General features: G+C 61.7%; 19 protein-coding genes and 1 pseudogene. 11 read left to right on the top strand and 9 right to left on the bottom strand.

All coding sequences use genetic code 11. From position 1 onward, the window contains the following. The first annotated feature begins 13 nt into the window (after positions 1-13). The 5 genes from metX to ACUCCZ_RS04795 are packed head-to-tail and all read left to right on the top strand — an operon-like array spanning position 14 to position 4,742. Positions 14-1,240, top strand: coding sequence for a homoserine O-acetyltransferase MetX (metX, locus tag ACUCCZ_RS04815; protein WP_435916995.1), 1,227 nt, complete (start codon positions 14-16; stop codon positions 1,238-1,240). Next, on the top strand, positions 1,216-1,866 hold the full coding sequence (gene metW / locus ACUCCZ_RS04810) for a methionine biosynthesis protein MetW (RefSeq protein WP_435916500.1): 651 nt from the start codon (positions 1,216-1,218) through the stop codon (positions 1,864-1,866). The genes metX and metW overlap by 25 nt, the downstream gene beginning before the upstream one ends. Continuing rightward, a complete protein-coding gene (locus tag ACUCCZ_RS04805; protein WP_435916499.1) occupies positions 1,863-2,354 on the top strand; it encodes an Lrp/AsnC family transcriptional regulator in 492 nt (163 codons plus the stop codon). The genes metW and ACUCCZ_RS04805 overlap by 4 nt, the downstream gene beginning before the upstream one ends. Then, positions 2,351-3,943, top strand: coding sequence for an apolipoprotein N-acyltransferase (gene lnt, locus ACUCCZ_RS04800; protein ID WP_435916498.1), 1,593 nt, complete (start codon positions 2,351-2,353; stop codon positions 3,941-3,943). The genes ACUCCZ_RS04805 and lnt overlap by 4 nt, the downstream gene beginning before the upstream one ends. Continuing rightward, on the top strand, positions 3,924-4,742 hold the full coding sequence (locus tag ACUCCZ_RS04795; protein WP_435916497.1) for a polyprenol monophosphomannose synthase: 819 nt from the start codon (positions 3,924-3,926) through the stop codon (positions 4,740-4,742). Before lnt ends, ACUCCZ_RS04795 begins: the two co-directional genes overlap by 20 nt. A gap of 115 nt (positions 4,743-4,857) precedes the next feature. Here the strand turns inward: ACUCCZ_RS04795 and ACUCCZ_RS04790 are convergent, their stop codons facing one another. Then, on the bottom strand, positions 4,858-5,190 hold the full coding sequence (locus ACUCCZ_RS04790) for an RNA polymerase-binding protein RbpA (protein WP_435916496.1): 333 nt from the start codon (positions 5,188-5,190) through the stop codon (positions 4,858-4,860). Between the two features lie 161 nt (positions 5,191-5,351). Continuing rightward, positions 5,352-6,146: a glycerophosphodiester phosphodiesterase gene (locus tag ACUCCZ_RS04785; protein WP_435916495.1), complete on the bottom strand. Its 795-nt coding sequence runs from the start codon at positions 6,144-6,146 to the stop codon at positions 5,352-5,354. 66 nt (positions 6,147-6,212) lie between these two features. Here ACUCCZ_RS04785 and pdxY point away from each other — a divergent pair, with 66 nt between their 5' ends. After that, a complete protein-coding gene (gene pdxY / locus ACUCCZ_RS04780) occupies positions 6,213-7,088 on the top strand; it encodes a pyridoxal kinase (protein WP_435916494.1) in 876 nt (291 codons plus the stop codon). Here the strand turns inward: pdxY and ACUCCZ_RS04775 are convergent. After that, the gene (locus ACUCCZ_RS04775; RefSeq protein WP_435916493.1) at positions 7,025-8,551 is read right to left on the bottom strand and encodes a helix-turn-helix domain-containing protein; all 1,527 of its coding nucleotides are present in this window, start codon (positions 8,549-8,551) and stop codon (positions 7,025-7,027) included. The two genes, pdxY and ACUCCZ_RS04775, sit on opposite strands and share 64 nt — an antisense overlap. Positions 8,552-8,700: 149 nt before the next feature. Here ACUCCZ_RS04775 and lpdA point away from each other — a divergent pair, with 149 nt between their 5' ends. After that, the gene (gene lpdA / locus ACUCCZ_RS04770) at positions 8,701-10,104 is read left to right on the top strand and encodes a dihydrolipoyl dehydrogenase (RefSeq protein WP_435916492.1); all 1,404 of its coding nucleotides are present in this window, start codon (positions 8,701-8,703) and stop codon (positions 10,102-10,104) included. Positions 10,105-10,122: 18 nt separating this feature from the next. Here the strand turns inward: lpdA and ACUCCZ_RS04765 are convergent, their stop codons facing one another. Continuing rightward, a complete protein-coding gene (locus ACUCCZ_RS04765) occupies positions 10,123-10,860 on the bottom strand; it encodes a hypothetical protein (RefSeq protein ID WP_435916491.1) in 738 nt (245 codons plus the stop codon). 231 nt (positions 10,861-11,091) lie between these two features. Between ACUCCZ_RS04765 and ACUCCZ_RS04760 the strand changes: the two genes are divergently transcribed. After that, complete coding sequence (locus ACUCCZ_RS04760) at positions 11,092-11,550, top strand: cupin domain-containing protein (protein WP_435916490.1); 459 nt, start codon at positions 11,092-11,094, stop codon at positions 11,548-11,550. Positions 11,551-11,849: 299 nt separating this feature from the next. Here the strand turns inward: ACUCCZ_RS04760 and arfB are convergent, their stop codons facing one another. The 3 genes from arfB to ACUCCZ_RS04745 form a co-directional block, all read right to left on the bottom strand. Next, complete coding sequence (gene arfB, locus ACUCCZ_RS04755) at positions 11,850-12,272, bottom strand: alternative ribosome rescue aminoacyl-tRNA hydrolase ArfB (RefSeq protein ID WP_435916489.1); 423 nt, start codon at positions 12,270-12,272, stop codon at positions 11,850-11,852. A 189-nt stretch (positions 12,273-12,461) separates the two neighbouring features. Beyond that, positions 12,462-13,595, bottom strand: coding sequence for an MFS transporter (locus tag ACUCCZ_RS04750; protein WP_462981558.1), 1,134 nt, complete (start codon positions 13,593-13,595; stop codon positions 12,462-12,464). A gap of 62 nt (positions 13,596-13,657) precedes the next feature. Beyond that, complete coding sequence (locus ACUCCZ_RS04745; protein WP_435916994.1) at positions 13,658-13,978, bottom strand: MarR family winged helix-turn-helix transcriptional regulator; 321 nt, start codon at positions 13,976-13,978, stop codon at positions 13,658-13,660. A 253-nt stretch (positions 13,979-14,231) separates the two neighbouring features. Here ACUCCZ_RS04745 and ACUCCZ_RS04740 point away from each other — a divergent pair, with 253 nt between their 5' ends. Continuing rightward, positions 14,232-14,543: a hypothetical protein gene (locus ACUCCZ_RS04740; protein ID WP_435916487.1), complete on the top strand. Its 312-nt coding sequence runs from the start codon at positions 14,232-14,234 to the stop codon at positions 14,541-14,543. Between the two features lie 2 nt (positions 14,544-14,545). Then, entirely contained in the window at positions 14,546-15,382 is an 837-nt protein-coding gene (locus tag ACUCCZ_RS04735) for a uracil-DNA glycosylase (RefSeq protein ID WP_435916486.1), read from the top strand. Between the two features lie 249 nt (positions 15,383-15,631). On the opposite strand, the pseudogene ACUCCZ_RS04730 reads toward ACUCCZ_RS04735, so the two are convergent. Next, positions 15,632-15,760, bottom strand: a pseudogene (locus ACUCCZ_RS04730) (MarR family winged helix-turn-helix transcriptional regulator); the annotation flags it as partial. 165 nt (positions 15,761-15,925) lie between these two features. On the opposite strand from ACUCCZ_RS04730, the gene ACUCCZ_RS04725 reads away from it, so the two are divergent. Continuing rightward, a complete protein-coding gene (locus ACUCCZ_RS04725) occupies positions 15,926-16,576 on the top strand; it encodes a cob(I)yrinic acid a,c-diamide adenosyltransferase (protein ID WP_435916485.1) in 651 nt (216 codons plus the stop codon). Here the strand turns inward: ACUCCZ_RS04725 and ACUCCZ_RS04720 are convergent, their stop codons facing one another. Further along, entirely contained in the window at positions 16,577-17,062 is a 486-nt protein-coding gene (locus ACUCCZ_RS04720) for a DUF2550 domain-containing protein (RefSeq protein ID WP_435916993.1), read from the bottom strand. It abuts the gene before it with no gap. Positions 17,063-17,106: the final 44 nt, after the last annotated feature.

Below are 17,106 nucleotides of genomic sequence, written 5' to 3'. Positions count from 1 at the left end.
GAGAACTGGCAGAATGGTCACGATGTCACCTCGTCTACCAGCGCCCAGAACTAGCCCCGACGGTCCCGGAATCGGGATCGTCGAGACCCAATACGCGACGGTCGCCACACCGGATGACCCTCTCCATCTGGTCGCAGGTGGCCGTCTCGATCATGTCACCGTCGCCTATGAAACCTACGGCGCTCTCAATGAAGCTCGTGACAACGCGGTGTACATCTGTCACGCTCTCACCGGCGATGCCCATGCGGCGGGTTTCCACCCGGGAGCGGATCGCCCTGGATGGTGGGACAACATCATCGGCCCAGGGCGCGCCATCGACACCGACCGTTTCTTCGTCATTGCCTCCAACCTGCTGGGAGGCTGTTCCGGTACCACCGGACCTGCCTCGACCAACCCGGACACCGGGAAACGCTGGGGACTCGATTTTCCTCAGATTGACATGCACGATTTCGTCGAAGTGCACCTACGACTCGCCAAGCACCTGGGTGTGGAGCACTTTCACGCCGTCGTCGGCGGCTCCATGGGCGGCATGCAGGCCCTCGACTGGTCGTTGACGCGTCCGACCACCCTGGACAATGCCATCATCATCGCCTCATCGAGTGGATTGACGGCCCAGAACATCGCCTTCTCGGCAGTGGGGCGCGAAGCCATCCTGCGCGATCCGGCCTTTGCCGACGGTACTTATGACGACGTCCGTCCCGACACCGGATTGTCGATTGCGCGGATGCTCGCTCACATCACCTATCTGTCCGAGGACGCCTTCGCCGAGAAGTTCGGACGGTCCCGTCAATCAGAATCGGTGAAACGCGGATTCGGCATCAATTTCGCCGTCGAGTCCTACCTGGATCACCAGGGCGAGGCCTTCCTCACCCGATTCGACCCACTCAGCTACATCTATCTGACGCGGGTCATGGACTACTTCGACCCCTTCGGTCGAGCTGGGGCCACCGACGCACTTGTGGCAGATCCGGTCAACTTCCTCGTCATCTGCTTCGACACCGACTGGCGGTTCTCCCCGGCCCACTCACGCCGGATCGTCCGTCATCTCGAGGGGGCAGGACTACCAGTGAGTTGTGCGACTATCGCCTCGTCATGGGGTCATGACTCCTTCCTCATGAAGCTCGACCCCTACCACGACCTCGTCAGGGCCTTCCTCAACGCCGATCGGCTGCCGATGAGGGCATCACGGCGTGCCCCGCACGTTGACGGCCATCTATGCACGAGAGAGACGACGCTGTGACAATTCGTCCCGATCAACGCATCATCACGTCGCTGGTGCCGTCCCATTCCCGTGTCCTTGACCTTGGATGTGGCGACGGATCTCTGCTTCGGCATCTCATCACCACCCGGGATTGCCTGGGAACGGGGGTTGAACTCGATCAATCCTCCCTGGTGGCGGCCATGTCGACGGGCGTGCCGGTGCTGGGGATGGATCTCAACGAGGACTTGGGGGAGTTCCACGACGACTCCTACGACGTCGTCATCCTGTCCCAGACCCTGCAGGCCGTCGTCTCACCCGACGTCGTGCTCGCAGAAATGGCGCGGATCGGTACCCTGCTCATCCTGCTCGTTCCGAACTTCGTGTACTGGCGCAACCGACTCAAGATCATCGGAGGCAGAATGCCTACCTCCCATGACCTACCGTACTCCTGGCATGACACCCCCAACCAGTCGTATTCCGGTGTGGCAGACCTTGAGGACTGGTTCGCCGAATTCAATCTGGAGACCGTGGAAAGGGTGTGCCTCGACGGCCGAGGTCGTCCATCCCGGGTAGCATCTGCAGGACCGAATCTGCTCGCCGGGTCCACCATTCACGTGCTGAGATCCCACTGGGCCGAACCGGGTACGGGGAGGAGCCATTCATGACCAAGCACCACGACGACGAGGACGAGGAGCGGCCGCCGATTCTGGAGGCCACCGATCGTCAGATCCTGAGTCTGCTCGAGGAAGACGGTCGGATGTCGTGGACCGAGCTCGGGCACCAAACGGGTTTGTCAACCTCCGCTGCCCAGCAGCGCGTCAAGAGGCTCGAAGCCAAGGGAATCATCCGCGGTTACCACGCCACTCTCAATTTGGAAGCCATCGGCGCTGGGATCACAGCATTCATCTTCCTCAACCCTATTGATCCTGAGGAGGACGAGAAGATCCCTGACATCCTGAGGACCTTCTCAGAGGTGCGCGGCTGTCACTCCATCGCAGGCTCGGCCTCCTACCTAGCCCGGGTCCAGGCCCCCAACACCAGTCACCTCGACCAGCTGCTCACCCGCATCCGCAAGGAGTGTCACTGCGGCACGGAGACGGTGGTCGTCCTCGACACCATGTTCGACGATCTCGGCATGCTGGGAATCCGGTGACGCGGCTCTCCCGTCTCCCGCGCACCTCGTGGCTGCGCGGCTTGGCCGCACTCGTCGCCGGAGTCGCAACGGGTGCCGGATTCCATCCGCAGAACTGGTGGATCCTCGTCATCCCAGGACTCGCCGTACTCATCCTGCTCGTCCGTCCCACGACCGGGCGGGCCGCCGCCGGTCTGGGGTACCTCTTCGGTCTCGGCCTGTGTACCACCACCCTCGCCTGGGTTGGCGTCATGGGTCCGCCAGTGGCGGTGCTCCTCGTCGCAGTCATGGCGATGTGGTGTCTGCTGGCTGGATGGGCCATCCGTTGCGTCAGCGGGCTTCCCGGTGCACCTTTGTGGCAGGCCATGGTCTGGACGGCCACCGAGGTGGGAGCGGCTGCGGTCCCGCTCGGCGGTTTCGGGTGGGTTCGGCTGGCATGGACTGTCGTCGACACTCCATGGGTCGGAGCCCTGAGATGGGCTGGCACGGCGGGAACAAGCCTTCTCGTCGCCTTGGCAGCAGCTCTCCTGGCGCGTGTTGTCGTCACACGTGGAAGGTCACGCCTTTGCCACGCCATCGCACTCGTCACGGAGCTTCTCGTCGTGGCCGTCCTGGCTTCGGTATCAGGAGTGATCGCCACGCGCGCCACCAACGATGAGAAGATTCGGGTACTCGTGGTCCAAGGAGGAGTGGACGGCACCGCTGGCCCCTACGCGATGGGCTACGCCCGATCCGTCACGGACAATCATCTCTCCCAGACGATCATGGCCGTCGCCGAGCACCGCGTCTCGGGCAGGGGCGCGCCCGACATGATTCTGTGGCCCGAGAACTCCACTGACATCGATCCGATTCTCGACGACGAAAGTCACCAGATCGTCATGGGGGCGCTGGCCATCTCGAAGCTGCCAATCCTCGTGGGGGCCGTGACTGACGGTCCCGGTGACGACGAACGCCAGACGACATCAATGTGGTGGCCGGTGTCGTCACCTGAGCCGACATCCACCTATCACAAACGCAACCTGGTGCCATTTGGTGAGTGGATCCCCGCAAGGTCATTCTTCCTGCCGCTCATTCCCATATTGAAGAACATCGGACGACAGTCCGTTCCGGGGACGGCCCCCGGTGTCCTCGACGCGACCATTGCTGGCAGGAAGATATCGGTTGGTGTGGCGATCTGTTTCGAAGTGGCCCACGACGACACCGTCGCGGACACGGTTCGCCATGGGGCACGGATACTGGCCGTCCAGTCGAACAATTCGTCCTTCATCGACACAGGCCAGACTCGTCAGCAGTGGCAGATCACCAGGGCGCGAGCGGTTGAAACCGGCCGTCACATCATCGTCTCGACGACGAACTCCTTTTCCGGGTTGGTCAATCCAGATGGCTCGGTCGCGCTACGTACTGACGAGGGAGGGCACACCAATGTCACGGTGACGCTGCCGCTGGAGTCAGGGCTGACGCCGGCCGTAAGAATTGCAAGGTGGCTACGGGTCGTCGTCGTTCTCACTGCGACTGGGGCAACAGTGATGTCGGTGCCTCGGCACCGCCGCGATATGCTCACACAAGCACACCACAACAGATCGGAGAAAGATGTCCGCCACCGACACTGAGGTCCGGCTCGACAAGGCCCTCGTCATCATTCCGACCTACAACGAGGCGGAGAATGTCGAGATGATTGTCACGCGTACCCGCCGCGCCAATCCGAAGGTCAACGTTCTCGTCGCCGATGACAACTCTCCGGACGGCACCGGCGAGATCGCTGACCGTCTGGCGTCTGCGGACGATCACGTTCACGTCCTGCATCGCAAGGGCAAGGAAGGCCTCGGCGCCGCGTACCTTGCCGGCTTCCACTGGGGTCTGGACCACGGCTACGACGTCCTCGTCGAGATGGACGCCGATGGCTCCCACCAGCCCGAGCAGCTGCCGTTGCTCCTCGAGGCCCTCAAGCATGCCGACATGGTCAAGGGATCCCGCTACGTCAAGGGTGGGTCCGTCGTGAACTGGCCGAAGTACCGTGAGCTCATCTCACGCGGTGGCGGCCTCTGGACTCGCATGTGCCTGGGAATCGATGTCAAGGATCCCACCGGTGGATTCAACGCATTCCGCGCAGACACCCTTCGAACCATCGGCTTGGACGAGGTCGCCTCGGCGGGTTATTGTTTTCAGCTCGACCTGACGTGGCGCACCCTCAAGAAGGACATGACCGTTGCCGAGGTGCCGATTGAGTTCATCGAGCGCGAGTATGGCAACTCCAAGATGAGCAAGGACATCGTCGTTGAGGCTCTGCTTCGCACCACCGTGTGGGGGGTTCATCATCGCTCTCATCAGCTCAAGGATCTCGGACACGTCGCCCTCGAACGGGCTGAGCAGGTTGCCGGCGACATCAAGGAACGCCGCTCGAAGCACTGAGGGCAACCACAGAGCATGACAGTGCCCCGCGGAGGATGTCCGCGGGGCACATCCGTCTGTTTCTGGAGTCCAAGCCACGTCGGTCTGGTGGCCTGGAGCCGGAGTGGTCGGGGAATCAGTCCTCCTTCCGGATCTCCTCCAGCCTTTCGGCAAGCAGTTCCTCGAGTTCGGGGATCGAGCGGCGCTCAGTGAGCATGTCCCAGTGGGTGCGCTGTGGCTTCTGCTTCTTCCACTGAGGGTCGGTGCCGTCGCTTCGCAGCGCCTCAGCGCCACAGCGCGGGCACTCCCACAAGCTCGGCAGATCCGCCTCGGTGGAGAAAGTGAGGTCGAAGTGGTGGCCGTTGTGACAGTCGAAGCCAATCTCTTGGCGTTCGGCCATCTCAACGCCTTCCTCGTCCTCGAAGCTCTTGGATCCCAAACCCATGCCTCGCAGTGCACGGTCGGCCATGATGCTCCCTCCTGGTCGTAGGGGTCCGGCCCTGGTTGGGCCGTCGTCCACAGGTCCAGCATCCCACAAGCCACAAATCCCGGGAACAGAACCGGATTCCGGGACGGGTGTTCACGTCGCGGAGCAACCTGTGACCAAGTAGGCATTCAGCTCGTCGTCACTCACCTCGGAACGAGGGTCGGAGCATCCTTGGGCTGGTGAATACGCGCGAAGTCACACATGAGGTCGGGACGATCCGTGACGATCCCGTCGACTCCCATGTCCATGAGTTCTAGAGCCTCGGACACCTCGTTGACCGTCCAGACGTGAACCGCGCGACCAAGGCGATGGGCAGCGGCAATGAAGGTTGGTGTCACTAGGGGAACACCGTAACGGGTCACACGGTGGGGAACTTGGTACGCCTCACCTCGGGACTCGGCCATCTGGAGACTGTTCGGTCCGATGACGGCCCAACCGACCCCGAGCGGTCCCACTGCGGTGGCCGTGCGTTCGCGCACCAACCGGCGGAATGTTCTTATTCGTTTGCTGCTGAACGATCCGACGCAGACCCGATTCCAGGCACGGTGGCGGGACAGTACGTCGATGAGGGGCATGGTGGCGGCGTCGTGCTTGATGTCGATGTTGATGAAGGACTCCGCAAACGTGTCGAGGATCTCATCAAGCGTCGGGATGGGCTCGCCGCCGACGCTGGCTTGTTTGACCTCGTGCCACGGCATCTTCGCAATGACACCGCTGGACTCCGTCACTCGGTCGAGAACAGGGTCATGAAAGGCCACGAGCACACCGTCTCTGGTGGCGTGGACGTCAGTCTCGAGGTGGGTGCATCCCAGATCCACCGCATGTCCAAAGGCCGCCAGGGTGTTCTCGATCCCTGTGTTGACTGCCATTCCGGCTCCGCCCCTATGAGCAAGAACGGTGAAGGGACGTTGGCAATACGGGTATTCAGTGGCTCTCACGGCTATCCATTCTGCCGCTGAGCTGGTTCGGATCCATGATCGCCTTGGCCACTACAGTGTCCATGTGTGAGCCCCACCGTCTTGTCATTGCAGTCCCAGGTCGTTCAGGGCACCGTCGGAAACAGCATCGCGGTTCCGGTGATGCGCGCCATGGGGATCCGAGCATGGGGGATGCCGACTGCCCTGCTGTCCAACCACAACGGTCGCTCGAGCGTCGCCGGCGCCCCGATCGAGGCGCAGCACATCAACGGCATGGTTGACGCCCTCGATTCCAACGGCGAACTCAAGCATGTTGACGCAGTGCTGTCGGGTTATCTCACGGCTCTCACCGGTCCCGCCGTCCTGCGGACCGTGAAGAAATGTCGGGAACGCCACTCCAATGCCATGTGGGTGTGCGACCCCGTCATGGGGGACATGGATGGCGACCAGGTGAGGGTCTACGTTCCCGACGACACCGTGGCTTTCATGAAAGAAGCGATCCAGTGTGCCGACGTCCTCGTACCCAATGTGGCCGAGCTCGGCATCTTGACCGACACGATGCCGCGCACCATTGACCAGATCGTGCAGGCAGCTCGTGGCCTGACCGGACCACAGCTCGTCGTCGTCACCTCAGTACCGCACCAGGATGAGGACGGTGCTGGGCTGGGCATGGTTGCGGTGGCGCGGGAGTGGGCCGCGATGACCCATGGCCCACTCATCCATCGTCACTTCAACGGTGCAGGAGATCTCACGACGGCAGTCCTGACCGCGCAACTCGCCGCAGGGGAGTCCTGGCAGTCCGCTCTCGGCAAAGCGTCCGGCGTCGTCCATGCCGTCCTCGAGCGCACCTGGAACCATCCCGGTGACGAGCTGAACTGGTGGCCGGAGGACGCTTTCGCTCAGCCGTGGAAGACCGAGATCTTGGCTCCCAGCGCCCCAAGTCGCGTGGGCAGGTCCTCGTAACCGCGGTTGATCATGTAGACGTCGCGCAGGGTCGTCTCGCCGGAGGCCGCCAGGGCAGCCAACAGCAGGCAGACGGCCGGGCGCAGGGCCGGCGGGCAGATGAGCTCTCGGCCACGCCAGCGCGTCGGTCCGCGCACGATGAGTCGGTGCGGATCGAGGAGCTGGACGTCGGCACCGAGCTTGCCAAGGTCGAGCAGATGGATGGCTCGGTTCTCGTAGCACCAGTCGTGGATGAGAGTCTGGCCCTTGGCCTCGGCGGCGATGACGGCGAAGAACGGCAAGTTGTCGATGTTGAGGCCCGGGAACGGCATCGGGTGGATCTTGTCCGCGACCGCGCGCAACTCGCTCGGGCGGACAGTGACGTCGACCAGACGGGTGAATCCGTTGTGGGAGACGTACTCGGGGGAGAGATCGAAGTCCAGACCCATCTCCGAGAGAATCGCCAACTCGATCTCGAGGAATTCGATGGGGCAGCGGGTGATCGTCAACTCGGACTTGGTGACGACAGCTGCCGTGATGAGGCTCATGGCCTCGATCGGGTCTTCGGACGGGGCATACTCGACGTCGACGTCAATGTTCTCGACGCCACGGATGCGCAGGGTCGTCGTCCCGATGCCCTCGATCTCGACGCCGAGCTGACAAAGGAAGACGCACAGGTCCTGAACCATGTAATTGGGGCTGGCGTTGCGCAGCACCGTCACGCCCGGAGTCTGGGCTGCAGCGAGCAGGGCATTCTCGGTGACGGTGTCGCCGCGTTCGGTCAGGACGATGTGACGCTCCCTCACCGTGCGATCCGTGACGCGGCACTGGTAGAAGCCCTCGGTCGCGACGACGTCCAGACCAAAGGCGCGTAGGACCTGCAAGTGAGGCTCGACGGTGCGGGCGCCCAAATTGCAGCCACCGGCATAGGGAAGCTTGAAGGAGTCGTAGAACCGCATGAGCGGGCCGAGGAACATGATGACGCTTCGAGTGCGACGGGCAGCCTCGATGTCCATGTCGTCAAGGTTGAGTTCAGCGGGACGAACGAGGGTAAGGTCGCGCTCGTCCTCGGACCACTCGTAGGTGACACCGATGGAGGTCAGCACCTCGAGGATGCGATTGACCTCCTCAATGTGAGCGATCCCGCGCAACACAGTGCGACCACGGTTGATGAGGCACCCACACAGCAGGGCGACGGCAGCGTTCTTGGAGGAACGTACCTCGATGGAGCCCTCAAGTTTGTGGCCACCTTCGATGCGGTAGTTCATCGTGCCGCTACCAGGCTGAGTGATGATGGGGGACTCAAGGGCCTCCGCTATGCGGTTGATGTACTCCAGGGACAGGTTCTGTGTGCCTGACTCAACCCGGTGGATGGCGCTCTGGGAGGTCTTGAGAAGCTCCGCTAGTTGGTTCTGCGTCATGCCACGCTGCTTGCGTGCGTCGCGGATGAGGCGACCAACGGCAGCGGGGGTGATGTTATCCACAGCAGATCCTTTCAACGAGAAGAAGTCTTCCGACAACGATATATCAGATCTGAGTTCAGATGTGGGGAAGAAGGGCGCTGTGCGATCCGTCCGAAATCTCTTCAGTGAGATCTTCGTCACACACTGACCTTCCCACTAGAGTGTTACCCATGAGCTCACATTTCGACGTTGTTGTCCTCGGAGCTGGCCCCGGTGGCTACGTTGCCGCCATTCGTGCCGCTCAGCTCGGCAAGAAGACTGCCATCATCGAGAAGGAATACTGGGGTGGTGTCTGCCTCAACGTTGGTTGCATCCCCACGAAGTCTCTTCTGCGCAACGCAGAACTTGCGCACATCGTCACCAAGGAGGCCAAGACCTTCGGCATCGGTGGCGACATCACCGTCGACTACGGCAAGGCCTTCAGCCGGTCTCGTGAGGTCTCCGCTCGCATGGTCAAGGGCATCCACTTCCTCATGAGGAAAAACAAGGTCACAGAGTTCAACGGATGGGGAGAATTCACCGGCCCCAAGGCCATCTCCGTCAAGGACTCTGAGGGCAATGTCACCGATGAGATCACCTTCGACAATGCGATCATCGCTGCAGGATCGGTCGTCAAGACCCTGCCGGGCACCCAACTGTCCGATCGCGTCGTCACCTACAAGGAGCAGATCCTCTCCGGCAACGTCCCGGGATCGATCGTCATCGCCGGGTCCGGCGCTATCGGCACCGAGTTCGCCTATGTGCTGGCCAACTACGGCTGTGACGTCACCGTCGTGGAGTTCCTCGACCGCATGGTTCCCAATGAGGACAAGGACGTCTCGGCCGAGCTGACCAGGGCCTACAAGAAGCTCGGCATCAAGCTCCTGACATCGACCAAGGTCGACTCCATCGACGACTCCGGCGACAAGGTCAAGGTCACTGTCTCGCCCTCGAAGGGTGGCGACTCCAAGGTCATCGAGGCCGATCGCGTCTTGCAGGCCGTCGGATTTGCCCCGCGTGTCGAAGGCTACGGTCTGGAGAAGACCGGGGTCACGCTCACCGAGCGTGGCGCCATCGGGATTGACGACTTCATGCGCACCAACGTCGACGGCATCTACGCCATTGGTGACTGCACCGCCAAGCTCATGCTGGCCCACACCGCCGAGACCCAGGGCGTCGTCGCCGCTGAGACCATCGCCGGGGCTGAAACCATGCCGATCAACTACGACATGATCCCGCGCGCCACCTACTGTCAGCCGCAGATCGGTTCCTTCGGATATTCCGAGGACCAGGCCCGCGAGAAGGGCTACGAGGTCAAGGTCTCCAAGTTCCCGTTCGCCGCCAACGGCAAGGCCTGGGGACTGGGAGATGGCAGCGGATTCGTCAAGATCGTTGCTGACGCCCGTCACGGGGAGCTCCTGGGGGCCTCGCTGGTAGGACACGACGTCTCCGAGCTGCTGCCTGAGCTGACCTTGGCTCAGCTGTGGGACATCACCGCCGAGGAGATCGGACGCAACATCCACGCGCATCCGTCGCTGTCCGAGGCTCTCAAGGAGGCCGTTGAGGGCATTACCGGTGAGATGATCAACATCTGACAGGCTCGCCCCACCAGATCAGATGGATTCCTGTCGGATCACCGACCGCCCAGTGTGAGCTGGGGCTGGATCCGAGAATTCCCGGGGATGACGCACCCGCCATGCCCGCACAATGAGGAGCATGAACGGGGCACCGAGGTTGGTCTCGATGAGGGAATCGACGACAAGCGGACGCCAGGACAACGGCCTGATGCCCGAGATCATCAGCACCGCCTCCCACGTGAATTGAATACCGATACCGATCGTCAATGCCGAGCGAATCGAATAGCGCTCGTCCTGGTGGCGCAGGTTGTGCAGCGCAAGCCATCCGTATCCCACGAGAGCGAAGGCAGCCATCGCGCCGTGGTAACTGCCGACATGACGCGCGATCTCCACGCTGTGGAAGGTGTCGCCAAGTCCTTGGCTGACCAGAGCGCTGGTGAGCCACCCTGCGGGGAAGAGGATCGACCACTCCCAGCGGTTGTCCGGTTCGTCGAACCAGAGCCACATCCATGCCATGTTCGTGATGCCGTAGCTGAAGGACAGCCAGAACTCCAGTGACAGGACACCCATCCCGACCACGCTCCGGGTTCCAAGCAACATGTGGAAGAAGCCGTAGTCGACGACGAAGTAGAGCAGGCCACCAAGCAGGCCAACGACGAGCGCAGCACGACGCCGCGTCCACGCCAGTATGCAGAGGAAGGCCAGCAACAGTATGACGTCGATCCAGATGTAGAGAACGTTGAAGGATCGCGCGACCACATAGTCACTCACCACGTCGTCACAGGCCCTTGACTGTCACAATGCACCCCAACAATGTATCCCGTTCGTCATCGACGGAGGTATTTCGGCACGATACTGGCGTGGCCCCTCAGCCGTACCGGCGTGACGATCATGGACAGGGGAATACGTGGCGGCACGTTGTGGTTGTGCCAAAGTAGGAAGTTGACGATTGCGCAAGCGATCGAACGCTGACAGTGAGCCTGACAACGAAGGATGGAGTTCATCGTGAAGATTGTGGACAACGGACCCGAACCCAACGTCTTCGACATCGAGACAGCCACCGAGGAGAACACCAACTACCGAACGACGGCGTGGACCGGCAAGTACCTGCAGGTGACGCTCATGTCGATCCCGGTGGGGGAGTCCATTGGTTGGGAGGTGCACCCCGAGACCGATCAGTTCCTGCGTCTGGACGGCGGCACGGGCAAGTGCATCCTGGGCCCCAACGAGAACCAGGATGAGGCCACCGTCGTGCAGGACGTCAGCGACGGCTGGGCCGTGCAGGTGCCGGCCGGCACGTGGCACGACATCGTCAACACCGGCGACGAGCCGATGCAGGTCTACGCGGTGTACGCGCCGAGTCACCACGCCAAGGGAATCATCCATGAGACCGCTGCCGACGCCGAGGCGGACGAGGAGTCCGGCAAGGACACCCCGCCGGAGTGGACCGTCCAGCCCAGGTGATGACGGTGGGTCAACAGTGATGGATGGGGGCTCGACACTCTGCGTTGAGCCCCCAGAACAAAGGACTCCAAGCCAGTTTCCCCCCTGGTGACGGGGTGCGTGCGATCGTGGAGATGTCCAGGACAGTGGTCCTGGCTGCATCGTGTCGGTCGAAGCAGACCAAGATAGCCGTGATGCAATTCTCACAGGGCAGTCGCACATGACCATCCCCGTATGTCCGATAAGGATCATTATGTCACTACGCCAGTGGGTAACGCTCCCCAGCCAGTTCCCGCGAGAAACATGACTGATCATCGCGATTACCACGTTGGACGTTGCCGATTCCTTTTGACCTCTCCACGCCGTTTCTTCGCGTCAAGACGGCGTCGTTGTGATCCTTTGGTTCTCTTGGTGGGACGACGTCGGCGGGGTTGGATGCACGCTTCCTCAAGCACAGTGGCCAACCGGGCCCGAGCCAACCGGCGATTCGCGAGCTGAGCCCGCTCATTCTGAACGGTTACCGTCAACACACCATTGACAAGGCGCTTCGACAGTGATGTGAGCACAATCGACCGCAAGTGTTCCGGCACGGCGTCAGAGTGACCCACGTCAAACAGGAGCTCCACCCGAGAGTCGCTGGTGTTGACGCCCTGTCCACCTGGCCCAGAACTGTGGGAAAACCTCTCATGCAACTGTGACTCGGGAATGACGAAACCAGGAATGACTTCCAGCTCCTTGACCATGTCACTCCCCTCGCTTTCATGTGCCCAGTCTGATATTCCCAGAATAGCTGTTGCCGAATGTGTCCACAGCGTGACGCAAAGCCTGTATTCCCCGATGACATCAAGGAGCGGCTGAGCTCCCCCTCTCCACCCGATTGAGGGTTCGCACCAGTCTGATGTGGGCTACTCAAGACTTCACGGGAATCGACGTCACTTCAATGCCACGCTGTGTGCCGTCATCCGCATGCGGTGCTGACCGTCAATCCACAACAAGACGATTGTGAGAACGAGGGTGCCGGCTCCGACGTAGTACGGTCCACCAACTCCCCACAAGGAGCTCAGCGCACCCGCAAGGGTGGGAGCGCATGCGCCGCCAAGGAAGCGAACCCCGGAGTAGGCCGACGACGCGACCTCGCGCTGAATGGTGCTTGCAGACATCACGATTTCGGTCATGGCAGTGTTGACGATGCCAATGAACAGACCACCAATGATGACCCCGATCACCTGAGGAATGGGCGAGATCCACGTCGCCAGCAGGATCTCGTCAATGGTGAACAGGACCAGAGTGACGACAACTGTGCGACGGATACCGAGGTGCTCGCAGGAACGCGGCCCGAGCCATACCGACCCCAATGAGACCATGAGCCCCCAACCAAAGAAGACCAGTCCCAGATCGAGTGGGGTGAATTGACCACCAGCTCGAATGGACGCCTCGGCCAGCGGGAACGGCGCGTAGGCAAGCAAGGTGAAGTAGCCGTAGTTGTAGACCAGGGCAGCCAGCATGAGAATCGCGACCCGCGGATCGACGAGAGCCTTGAACGGCTCGGCGGCAGACCGGCGCTGGGACTTGTGGATCGGGGTTGGTGGGACGAAGAACGCGATGGCGACGAGACCGATCGCCATGAGAACAGCAGTGCCGATGAAAGGGCCTCGCCATGACATAGACCCCAAAGCGCCACCGATGAGTGGCCCCAGGGCCATCCCTGCTCCAAGAGCCCCCTCGTACAGCATGATGGCGCGACGGGCATCGGAAGAAGCACCAAGAACGGTCGCCAAGGCGGTTGAGACGAAGAGGGCGTTCCCCACTCCCCAACCGCCGCGGAACCCGATGATGAGGTTGACGTGACCAGACAATGCACATGCTGTCGCAAAGGTCACGATGACGATGAGTCCGACGAGGAGGGTCTTCTTGCGGCCAATGCGAGTGGCCACCCATGAGGCGAAGAACATCGACGCGGCAGACACGAAGAGATAGGTGCTGAACAGCAGCTCGGTCTGCCCCGGGCTGGCGTGCAGGGCCGACGAAATCTCCGGGAGGATGGGGTCAACCACGCCCACCCCCATGTAGGAGAAGGCCGCCGCAATGGTGACCGCCCACACGGCCGGTCTGATGGGTTCCTTACTCGTCACTTCTTTGTCGTCCTCTCGTCGGCAGCCAGCACCTGGACCGCCTTCCGCAGAACTGGAAGCGCGTGACTCAGGATGGAGCGCTCTTCGTCGGTCATTTCCTTGAGGGCGGGCACGACCGACTTCCCCACTGACACTTCGCAACGGCGACAGTAGTCGTGGCCTTCGTCGGTGATCTCGATCAACCTGCTGCGGGCGTCGTTGGGGTCACGCCGTCGGGTCACCAATCCGTCACGCTCGAGCCTCTCGACGATGTCCGTCGTGGTGGTTGGTCTGGTGCCTTCCACACGGCTGAGGGTCCCAGTACTGATGTTCCCCATCACCTCGAGGGTGTGCAGGACCCGCCACGTCACTGAGGACGGCGGAATGCCAGCACGTCGCTTGGCCAGGCGTTGTAATCGACCGCAGGCGAGAACCAGGTCGGCCGCGGATTCGGCCTCGGACGGAGTGAAGGGTTCGGGCAGGGTGCGTCCGGGAGTCACATGATCTCAGAGTACTCCGGTTTCCGGAGTATTTCATCATGAGGTCATCGCCACGTCTATGTCCCCTAGCATGTGACGCGACACTTTACTGATGAGGACCCACGAGCGACACGACGACGCCACCGATGGTCGTGAAGAGAGGACATTCCATTCCCGCGGCGTCATGGTGTGGCACTGTGTGTCGGGCCGTTGGTTGGATCATCGGCACTTTCGTCGAGCCAGACGCCCGACTACCAACCTTCATGAGGCAGGGTTCCATCTACTCAACCTCCTTGCGACCATCGCTTTCATCGTGACCGACTCCTTGGTTGCGGTCGTCCTCGTCGTCACTGTCATGAGCCGCCACCACATGAAACACTTCGACCGAGACCCGACTGAACACGACCGAATCATTGAGAAGTGACCATGACTGCTCTCCCCCATCCACGCACAGGCAACCTGTTCACATCCCCTGTCATTCCTGGAACCGGCTGGCCAGGCGATCTGGCAACAGCACGAACACCAGTTGCCACCAACGCTGATGCCGTTGCGAGGATCGCTGCCCAGTGCGATGAACTTGCCAACCTTGACGCCGCAATTTCAGTGTGCCGGGCATGTCCTCGACTCATCGAGTGGCGGGAGGGCAAAGCGATCAGCAAGCGCGCTCAATGGCGCGACGAGCCCTACTGGGGACGGCCCGTGCCCTCATTCGGGGATCCGACGGCCCGAATGGCCGTCATCGGCTTGGCTCCCGCGGCCAACGGGGCGAATCGGACTGGTCGGATGTTCACCGGAGACCAGTCTGGAGAGTGGCTGTACCGTGCCTTGCATGACGCCGGTATCGCTTCTCAGGCGGACAGCGTCGACGCCGCTGATGGTCTGAGCCTCAACGACTGTCGCATCATTGCCCCGGTGCACTGCGCGCCCCCAGACAATTGGCCGAATCCCGACGAGAAACGCACCTGTGCGATCTGGTTCGACCGAGAACTCTCTGCGTTGGCCACCCTGCGCGCCATGATGTGTCTTGGCCAGATTGCCTGGACGTCAACTCTGGGTGCTGCCCGCAGGCTCGGGTGGCAGGTCCCCCGTCCCGCTCCCCGCTTCGGTCACGGGGCTCGAGCCGAGATCACGAGGACAGATGGCACCACAGTCCACATCGTCGGGTGTTACCACGTCAGTCGGCAGAACACGAACACCGGACGCCTCACGCGACAGATGCTCGGCGACGCCGTCCACACGCTTCGCGGTCTGGCCCTCGGATGACACAGCCTCACCGTCGTGGTGGGTGTACCTGAGTACGGTGACCAGGTGGGACAGCGTCGGAAGTGCGGCCAACAGGATCCGCCTCTCCTCAACGGACATCTCGTTGAGGGCGCCAACCAATCCTTCGCCAACCTTCCTCTCGGACTCGCGGCAGTAGTGGCGTCCCTGGTCCGTGATGGCGACCACCTTCGTGCGAGCATCGCTGGGTTTGACAGTCCGCGTGACATACCCCTCGTCGACGAGGCGATTGATGAGGTCAGTCGTGGTGGCGGGCTTGGTCCCCTCGATCCGAGTGAGAGCGCCCATCGGCAAGGGGCCTTCGCTTTCGATGGTGCGCAGCACCCGCCACGTCACAGATGCCCCTGGCACACCAGCCATTCTCTTGGCATGACGCTGCACCCTGCCGCACGCCATCGCCAGTTCAGCGGCCTGATCGACACTGAAGAAGAGACCTCGATCCATCGCGTAAGGATAGCTGGCGATGTGGACAACCACGCACCATGACCGCCTTCCGCGCATGAAGAATGCTCGTAGGCTGGGAACATGGTCATTCTCTCCAAGATTTACACCCGTACTGGCGACCACGGCTCGACTCGTCTGGTCGACAACTCCGTGGCAGCGAAGTCAGATTTGCGCGTCGAAGCGTACGGTCTCATTGATGAGGCCAACGCGAACATCGGTCTGGCTGTTGCCCTGGACTCAATGGTCCACGTCCTCACCGATGAGGTGCGCGAAGCCCTCGGCATCGTCCAGAACGAGCTGTTTGACGTCGGCGCTGATCTGGCCAACCCCCTTACCGCAAACCCGAAGTGGGAGCCGCTACGCACCGATGCGGGAAGCGTTGATCGGCTTGAGCGTTGGTGTGACGAGTTCGGTGCCGATCTTCCGACTCTGAAGTCGTTCATCCTGCCCGGCGGAAACCCTGTCGGTGCGCAGTTGCACGTGTGCCGAACTGCCATTCGTACCGCGGAGCGAGCGGCATGGCGCGCTGCGGAAGCATACGGAACTGAGGTTTCGGACGATCCCGAGACGACTCCGGGAGGCGTCAACGAACTGGCGATCACGTACCTCAATCGCTTGTCCGACCTGCTCTTCATCCTGTCGCGGACAGCCAACAAGGCTGGCGAGGATTCTTCCGACGAGGTGTTGTGGGTTCCGGGCGGCGAACGCAACTCGGCGGCTCACAAGGAATGATCAGAGGAGGTGACCCCTGGTGGCGTATTCGACGCCACCAGGGGGAGCCGCCTCGAGCCACGACATGAGGCCAGTCACCACGCCAGGGTCAACGACGATCTGGCACACCGAATACTTGCCTTTGCGCCCCGTCTCAAGGGTGACGGTCTCGTAGGCATCGGAGGCAAGTGCCAACGAGTCATCCACACTCGGTGGGCGATGCTCGACCATGACGAGTCCGCCCCGTCTCAGGACAATGGTGGGAACGTGACGTGGATCAATTGCCCGGTACCACTCGAAGGCGCCGTCGACGTAGCGGGCAGATCCAATCATCCATCCACCGGGTTTGGGCCCACCTATGACTCGCAAGCCACACAAAAAAGCACCGCGTCTACGCATGAGGACGCGGTGCCTGACGAGGAGCCAAATCATGTAGATGACGGCACAACAAACAATGAGGCCGATGATGACGGCATCCATCGCCAGTGTCGACAACATCGGTCTCATCCCGATGAAAACGATGGAAGCACGCACGTTTCAACGCTAGTCAT

Source organism: Cutibacterium nasicola (genome assembly GCF_052654715.2).
Note: the sequence above shows the minus strand (reverse complement) of the source record. Positions and strands in the feature narration are given on the sequence as shown.